The organism is bacterium (assembly GCA_019912885.1).
Taxonomy (GTDB): domain Bacteria; phylum Lernaellota; class Lernaellaia; order JACKCT01; family JACKCT01; genus JAIOHV01.
In genome coordinates this window covers 1-7,689 of record JAIOHV010000152.1, presented here as the reverse complement: position 1 = coordinate 7,689, position 7,689 = coordinate 1, and the positions used below count along the sequence as shown (strand labels likewise).

General features: G+C 67.8%; 6 protein-coding genes. 4 read left to right on the top strand and 2 right to left on the bottom strand.

Annotated features, from left to right (window positions below):
* The 3 genes from K8I61_13330 to K8I61_13320 all read left to right on the top strand — a co-directional run.
* Positions 1–1,220: hypothetical protein (locus tag K8I61_13330; protein MBZ0273015.1), on the top strand; the 1,220-nt coding region annotated here is incomplete at its 5' end.
* A 237-nt stretch (positions 1,221–1,457) separates the two neighbouring features.
* A complete protein-coding gene (locus K8I61_13325; GenBank protein ID MBZ0273014.1) occupies positions 1,458–2,141 on the top strand; it encodes a CAP domain-containing protein in 684 nt (227 codons plus the stop codon).
* Between the two features lie 46 nt (positions 2,142–2,187).
* Entirely contained in the window at positions 2,188–2,466 is a 279-nt protein-coding gene (locus tag K8I61_13320) for a hypothetical protein (GenBank protein MBZ0273013.1), read from the top strand.
* Positions 2,467–2,688: 222 nt separating this feature from the next.
* Here K8I61_13320 and K8I61_13315 read toward each other — a convergent pair whose 3' ends face one another.
* Positions 2,689–4,836 (bottom strand): hypothetical protein, encoded by a 2,148-nt coding sequence (locus tag K8I61_13315; protein MBZ0273012.1) that lies wholly within the window; start codon positions 4,834–4,836, stop codon positions 2,689–2,691.
* Complete coding sequence (galK, locus tag K8I61_13310; protein ID MBZ0273011.1) at positions 4,833–6,086, bottom strand: galactokinase; 1,254 nt, start codon at positions 6,084–6,086, stop codon at positions 4,833–4,835. The genes K8I61_13315 and galK overlap by 4 nt, the downstream gene beginning before the upstream one ends.
* A gap of 20 nt (positions 6,087–6,106) precedes the next feature.
* On the opposite strand from galK, the gene K8I61_13305 reads away from it, so the two are divergent.
* Positions 6,107–7,689: ankyrin repeat domain-containing protein (locus tag K8I61_13305; GenBank protein MBZ0273010.1), on the top strand; the 1,583-nt coding region annotated here is incomplete at its 3' end.

Genomic DNA, 7,689 nt, shown 5'->3' with positions numbered 1-7,689 from the left:
CGCGGGTGCGCCGCCGCCGGGTCCGCGCCGCCGCGTTCGCTTTCGCGGTTGCTTTCGCCTCGGGCGCGGGGCTTGCGCGCGCGCAGGACGAGTTCGATACCGAAGACACCCCGCCCGAAATCGACATGCCGCTCGAAATCGACGACGACCCGTTCGGCGGCGTCGCCATGCGCGCCGCCGCGTCGATCGGCCTTGCCTACATCCTTCCCACCGTGCCCGACAAGGACGACGTCCGTCACGAAGACGCCGGCTCGTTCGAGGGATTCCTGCGCGGCGCGGCGTTGTCGCTCTACGGCGATCTTGCACCGAGGCTCGACGCGCGCCTGTCGATTTCCGCCGCGCATCGCCGCGATCTCGATCTCGATCAGGACGGCGCCGGCGACGATCCGCACGCGGGACGCGTCGTCGCGGTTTTGTCCGCGGCGTACGTGTCGTGGTACGCCTCGCCCGCGTTGCACGTGCGCGCCGGCATGATCCCGCTGCCCTGGTCGATCGCCACGGGCGACGCATGGCGGCACACCTGGGCCCTGTCCGCCGCGTCACGCCGCTTCGGCATCACGAACGGATGGGATCTCGGCGTTTCCGCTTCCGGCGCGCTTCCGCGGGCGATCGGCGCGTACGGCTTCGCCGTCGTCAACGGCGAGGGCAGCGCGCGCGAGGAGGATAATCGCTACAAGGAAGCGCAGGGCGTGCTGCGCGTTCGGCCGCTGCCGTTCGGCGGCCTGGCGGGCATCATCCTCTCCGGCGCGGTGATCTACGAAATGCGCGACGATCCGCCCGGCACGGCGATCGACCGCCGCGTCGCGTACGCGGGCCTGCTGCAGATCCCCGTCTGGCTTTTCGATCTCGGCCTCGAAGGCGGCGTTCAGGATTTCCACGAGCGCACCGATCGCGACCCGATCCGCGAGGCGATCGCGTCCGCCTACGCGAATCTCGAACTCCGCCACGACGCGGGCGTGTTCGTTCGCGCCGACGCTCGCGATCCGGACATCTCCGAGCGCTCCGGCCGCGAAAGCCGCCTCTCCTCGCGCATCGAGGGCCTGGCGCTCGCGGCCGACGAGGATCGGCGCCTCTACCTCGCCGCGGGCGGATACTATGTCATAAACCACGCCGTGCAGTTCGGGCCGTTCGTTTCCGCCGTCTTCTACGAGGAACGCGCCGGCGGCGAAACCGTCGCGCCGTCCGTCGCGGTCAACTTCGTCACGACGCTGGTGTTTTAATGTGCGCGTCGGCGCATCGGCACCCAACGCGCACAGGCTGAAAGGCCATCGCAAATTGCGAATCGCGAATGACGGACAACAGCGCATCGTGCGATGGACATTCCCAATTCTCCAATCCCCGTTCCCAATTCTCTCCGTATCCTGGGTGTCTTCTCCGTGCCCTCTGCGTACCGCCGAAATGCGTGTTAAGATCGCCCGATTGGAGGAAGGCGCACCGCTTTTTTCTGGAGGACCGACATGCGTGAGTGGACTTTGAGGTTCTGTATCGTCGCGCTTGCCGCATACAGCGCCGGGTACGTGGCGTGCGCCGCGGATGGCGAGGATTCGACGCTGTTCGACGCGGACGATGACACGGCGGACGGCGACGACGACGACGATGACGACTTCGACGACACCGAGTGCTCGGGCGGCAACAATCAGTGCGGGATCGACTACGACTGCAACCCCGGCTGCGACGCTTCGCAAGAGGGCTGCCAGATGGCCATCATGATCAACGACGACCGCGAGGCGAACCCCGCCGAGAGCGACTGCGCGCCGGCGATTCGCTGGCACGACGGCCTCGCGGCGGTCGCGCTCGCGCACTCGCAGGACATGTGCGACCGGCAGTTCTTCGAGCACGAAAACCCCGACGGCCAGGACCCGTTTGATCGTATGAGCGCGGCGGGCATTTCGTTTTTCGCGGCGGGCGAGAACATCGCGATGGGCACCGACGGCGCGTTCGACGTGCAGGACCTTCAGAATCAATTCATGAACGAACCGCAATGCGTAGCAAATCATCGCGGCATCATTTTGAGCCGCGACCTGACGCACGTCGGCATCGGCGTGTATCATTGCGACGATGGCAACATGTACGTGACGCAGGATTTCGCCACGTTCGACCAGGACGCCATTCGCGACGATCCGCACGAATTTTGCGGCTGACACCGCGCGCCGCGCCGGCGTCGGTCCGCGCGCGAGGGGAGTTTTGATGGGAGCGTTTCCGACCGGGAGCCCGAAGGATTTCGTCCGCGCCGTCTCCGACGGATTTCAGACGCTGTCCGTCACGAACCTAAGGAAGTTTCAGCCCGCGCATCTGAAAATGCTGCTGCAGAATATCCTGATCCTGGAGCGCGAGATCCGCTCGGATCAACCGGCGAGCGAAGACTTCGAGGCGATTCGCAAAAAGAACTTCCGCCTGGGGAATCTCACGCGCGCGCGCCTTGTCATCAACGAATTCATCCGCGCGCGCCGCATCAACATGGGATGATTTTCGAATGGGGAATGCGGAATTGCGAATTGGGAATCAAATCGCATGAACGCAATCCGGCGGTAAACGGCGAACACCGGGACGGCGGGCGCGTTGCGGCGACGAACAGAGCCGCGCGCGTAAGCAAGCGGCCACCCCGTCCGCATATTGAGCGGGCTGTCGAAAGAGCCGCGCTCGTAAGCAAGCGGCCGCCCCGCTGTCGGACGAGCCGCTCCCGTCCATTCAGTCCATCTCGTCCATTTTGTCCATTCGAAATCCGCGCCCCGCGTCGCGCGCCGACAAGCCCGGCAACGCCGTCGGCGCACACGGCCGCGGCGCGTCGAAACACAACGCGCTCGCCGGTACGTAAAGACGCAATCCGCTGCGCGTCATCATCGGGCGCGCATCGACCGCCGGCAACGCGCGCCGCCCGCAGGCGAATCGATGGAACGCCGGCAATCCCCCCTCGCACGGCTCGTGGATCGGCGGCGCGATGTGGAGCGCGATCATAAGGCCGATCGACACTGTCGCCGCGGCGCGCAACGCAAAGCCCGCGAACGCGCGCGACTCCATCGCCCAAAGCGCGAGGCCGCCCGCGGCGAGCGCCCAGAAGCTCGCGCCGGCGAATCGCGGATCGGGCGCGGTCAAGAGCCAGAACGGCAGCGTCACGATCGCGGGCGCAAGAACGAGCGCGCGCCCGTGCCATCGGCGGCGCGCCGCGCCAAACGCCGCTAGCGCGATCGCCGCGAGGCCAAGCGGCACGAAGACATCGAACGGTCGCGACAAATGGCGCGCCAGCCATCGCGCGCGCCAATCCGGCGGCAGCACGCCCGAACGCACGTAAGACGGGTCGCGCGCGACCGCGCGAATGATCTCCATCTCAAGGGCGGCCTGCGTTTTGGTCACGCGCCAATCCACGCCGGCCGGCGCGACGGTCGCGGGATAGAGCGGATACCCCGACAACACGTATCCGCGCGCGATCCACGGCGCCATCACGATCATTCCCGCCAACGCGATCGCCGCAAACGCCCGACCGCGCCGCGACGCCACAAAAACGAGCGCCACGGCCAACGCCGCGCCGGCATACACGACGAACGTCAATTTCGTCGCGACACCCGCGAACGCAACAAGCGCGAATGCGCCCGCCGGCATCGGCGCCAACGCGCGCTCCTCGCCCTCGTTCAATGCGAAAGCGCCCTGGTTTCGGAGCTTGAACCGCGACCGTAAGGGAGCGGGTACGATGTCCGCCATCTCGGCAAGCCAAAGCGCGAGCATCGCCCCGTATATATAAATATATACATCCGGCGACGGATTCTGAACGAGCCCGCCGCTTGCCCATCCGCCGACCGGAACCAGCATCAACGCCGCGAACGCGCGCGCGAAGCTCGACGCACCTCCGGCGCCAAATGCCGCGCCGCGCGCAAGGCGCACGATCGCGACAACAAACGCCAGCGTCGCCGCCAGGTACGGGCTGTTCGGCGCGCACGAGCCGAAATCGACAAGCGACACAAAAAGGAACGACGCGTTGTTGAACGCAAACCGTCCGTGCAGGTTGCCGAGCCCCGGCACAATCGGCGCCTCGCAGATCCAGTTCAGAAGCGGCAGATGGTAGAGACCGAAATCCGGCGCGCGCGGCGCGACAAGGGCGCGATTGGTCAGAACGCACGCGACCGCGACGACGAACAAAACCGTCCGCCGTGTCGTCCGGCGTGCGTCGCCGGAACGATCGCGCGGCTCGTTTGCGCGCGTCAGGCCGAGCGCGAATAGCGCACAACCGACGGCAAGAAATGTCAACGATGCGATCGCGTTGACCGGCAGAACGAAATGCCAGAGTTGCAAAAGGGCTACGACGGCCGCGACGCCGACAAAAAACGCATCCTCGATCGGCCGCCTTTGTCGCTCGACGTCATTTGACGAAGTGTCGCGGCTCGATACGCGCACCGCGATCACCAACGCCGCGCGGCCGAATCCCACAAGCGCGACAAACCACGCCGCGCCGATCGCGAGGATCGACAAGATAGGTCCGAGCGTGCCCGCGATCGACGAAACCGGATCGGCGACGCCTGCCGCCGCGCGCGCGACCGTGGCCTCGAGCAGGTGCGTCGCCAGGCCCGCGAACGCGACCGCCGCGACAAACGCGAAAACGTCGTCGCCGCGAAGGTTCGCGCGATCGCGAATCGCGCCGCGCATCTCCGCGATGCCGCCGCGGGCGAGAGCGACCGCCAGGGCGGCGAGCGCGGCGGCGATGCGTACAACGGATGTCGCGGCAAGCGCGCCCGCCATGTCTTCCGCGCCGACGCCCGACGGCAGCGGCGGCGGATCGGAAAAGCGAAAGACGGTCAAAGCGCCGATGACCACCGCGGTCCATCGCGCGATCGCGGCGCCGCTCATGGCATCGGCCGGCCTTCGTGCGTCAACAGAAGCGCGCCGGCCGACGCCCGTGCGACAAAAAGCCGCCCCGCACCCTCACCCGCCGACATGCCGCCCGCGCTTTCCCGGTACGCGTACGCGCACGCATCGAGCGCCTCGGCCGCCGGTTCGCCCGCGCACAGCGCCACCGCCGATCCGCCGAACCCCGCGCCGGTCAACCGCGCGCCGAGCGCGCCAAGCGTTTTCCGCATCGCGTCGACCATCGCGTCGAGCGCGGGGCTCGAAACCTCGTAGTCGTTCGCGAGCGACGCGTGGCTTTGGTTCATGAGCGCGCCGAAACGCAACAGATCGCCGGTTTCGAGTGCGCGCGCGGCTTCGTCCACGCGCGTATTTTCCGTGACGACGTGTCGCGCGCGGCGGAAGATGTGATCGGGCATCGCGTCCCGATGATGCATGAGCATCTCGACCGTCGCATCGCGCAGCGACGCAACGCGCTCTCCGGCTTCGTCCAGCAGAACGCAAGCATCCGCGCATTCGCGCACGCGCTCGTGATACGCCCCCGCCGAAAGACGGCGGGGCGCGCCGGTGTCGCCGACGACAAAAACCGCATTCTTCGGTATCGCGACGAATCGCCGCGACAGATCGCGGCAGTCAAGCCGCATCGCGCATCCCTCACGCGCGGCCGCGATCGCGAGCGGATCGAGGATGCCGCACGGCACGCCCAGGTGCGTGTGCTCGATGAGGCGCGCGGCGAAGGCGACGTCGCTTGCGCTTCGCGCCTTGCCGAATAGCGCGTCAAGCGCCATCACCAGTCCGACGCACGTCGCCGCGGACGACGACAGGCCGCTGCCCGCCGGCACGTCGCTCGCGATGAAGACATTCGCGCCGGTGACATGCCGGCCCGCCTCGATCGCGCCGGCGATCGCGCCGCGCACCGCGTCGTGCCACGCACCCACGGGAGACGGATCTCTGATGGCGAACTCGCCGCGCTCGCCGAACTCGCGGCTGATCGCTTCCACGCGATCGTCCACGCGGCGCGAGGCCAGCACGTAAACGCGCGCGTCCACGGCCATCGGCAGCGCCAGGCCGCCGTTGTAATCGGTGTGTTCGCCGATGAGATTGACGCGGCCCGGCGCGGCGACGATCGCCTCGGGGCCCGCGCCGAACGCCGCGCCGAAGGCCATCATCGCGTCATCGAAGGTCGTCGCGCCCGGCATATCCGCCCGCGTTGTGATCGAAAAAATCGCGTGATACCGTTGCTGGTTCGACATGATGGAGGGCGCTTTCGCCCATGGCAAGACACATCGCCGTATTTCTCCTTTCCGCCGCGTTTTTCGCGCTTGCGTGCCCGCACGCGCGCGCGGGTTATTACGACCGCGGGCGAAACGACCTCCACAGCCTCGCCGAGGGCGGCAATTTCGAAGGCGTCAAAAAGCGCCTCGACAAGGGGGACTCCCCCAACAAGATCGGCGAGAAAGGGCGCACGCCGCTGCACGTCGCCGCCGACTGGGGCTACGCCGACATCGTCGGGCTCCTCGTCGATCGCGGCGCGACGATCGACTTTCAGGACGAGGACGGCGCAACGCCGCTCGCACTGGCCGCCAGCAAGGGGCGAAAAGCCGCCGTCGCGCTATTGCTTTCGCGCGGGGCGAGCGTCGATACCGCGGACAAGACCGGCGCGACCTCGTTGCATCGCGCCGCGGAAAAGGGAAGCCCCCCGATCGTCGGGATGATGCTCGCGACGAAACCCGCGCTTGACGCCGCCGACGAGAGCGGGCGCACGCCGCTTCACATCGCCGCGAAGCACGGGCGCGCCATCGCCGCCAAACAGATCATCGACGCGGGCGCCGATGTGCACGCCGCGAACAGGAAAGGTTCGACCGCCCTGCATTACGCCGTGGCCGCCGGCCGGATCGATCTGGCCAAGCTCCTTCTGGCGCGCGGCGCCGATCCGTCCGCCGCGGGCGAATATGGAACGACGCCGCTATGCCTCGCCGCGGAAAAGGGGCACCTGGAGCTTGTCGACCTGCTTGCCGGCGTCGGCGCCAATATCGAGGCCCGGTGCGGCGACGAGCAACTCACGCCGCTTCTTTCCGCGGCGCGCGGCGGCGAAACGCGCGCCGTCGCGCTGCTTGTCGCGCGGGGCGCCGACGTCAACGCGCGCAGCTCCTACGGCGTCTCCGCGCTGCACTACGCCGCCAAGGAACGCAATCTGACGATGGCGAAGATCCTGCTCGCCAAGGGCGCCCAGCCCGAGGCGGCCGATCAATACGGGCGCAGCGCGATGGACTACGCGCGCGGCGATCCGACGGCGGACTACGTCGAGGCGCTTTCGTCGTATCTCAACCTCGGTTCGGTTCGTCCTCCCGAAGCGGCGGAAGAAACCGAAAACCTGATGCTGAAGGAAGGTTCTCTCGCGGAATCCGAAGAGGAAGCCGCGGAAGGCGAAGCCGTTGCGGAGGGCGAAGCCGTTGCGGAGGGCGAAGCCGGCGACGAAGCGAACGCCGGCGGAGCGGTCGTTGGTGGCGAAGCCGTTGCCGAGGGCGAAACCGCTGATGGCGAAGCCGCTGATGGCGATACCGTTGCGGAGGGCGAACGCGCCGACGGCGGCGCCGCCGTGGCCGCGGGCGCGCCTCCCGCCGAGGGCGACGCAGCGGGCACGGTCATATCCGATGGGCTGGATTTCGGACCGGGCGGCGACGTGCCCGTCTCCGAAGACGATATCGACGAAGACGCGGCGATGGCCGAATCGGCGCCCGATGATAATGACGAGGCTGCCGCGCCGATTCCCGCCGCCGATTCCCCGGACGCGCCGATGGATGCGTCGCCGGACGTGGAAACGTCCGCGCCGATCGAACCGGCGCCGCCCGTGGA

Bases quoted from the DNA above. Each gene is read 5' to 3' on its own strand.
- K8I61_13325 (MBZ0273014.1), top strand. From the start codon at position 1,458: ATGCGTGAGTGGACTTTGAGGTTCTGTATCGTCGCGCTTGCCGCATAC.
- K8I61_13320 (MBZ0273013.1), top strand. From the start codon at position 2,188: ATGGGAGCGTTTCCGACCGGGAGCCCGAAGGATTTCGTCCGCGCCGTC.
- K8I61_13315 (MBZ0273012.1), bottom strand. From the start codon at position 4,836: ATGAGCGGCGCCGCGATCGCGCGATGGACCGCGGTGGTCATCGGCGCT.
- galK (MBZ0273011.1), bottom strand. From the start codon at position 6,086: ATGTCGAACCAGCAACGGTATCACGCGATTTTTTCGATCACAACGCGG.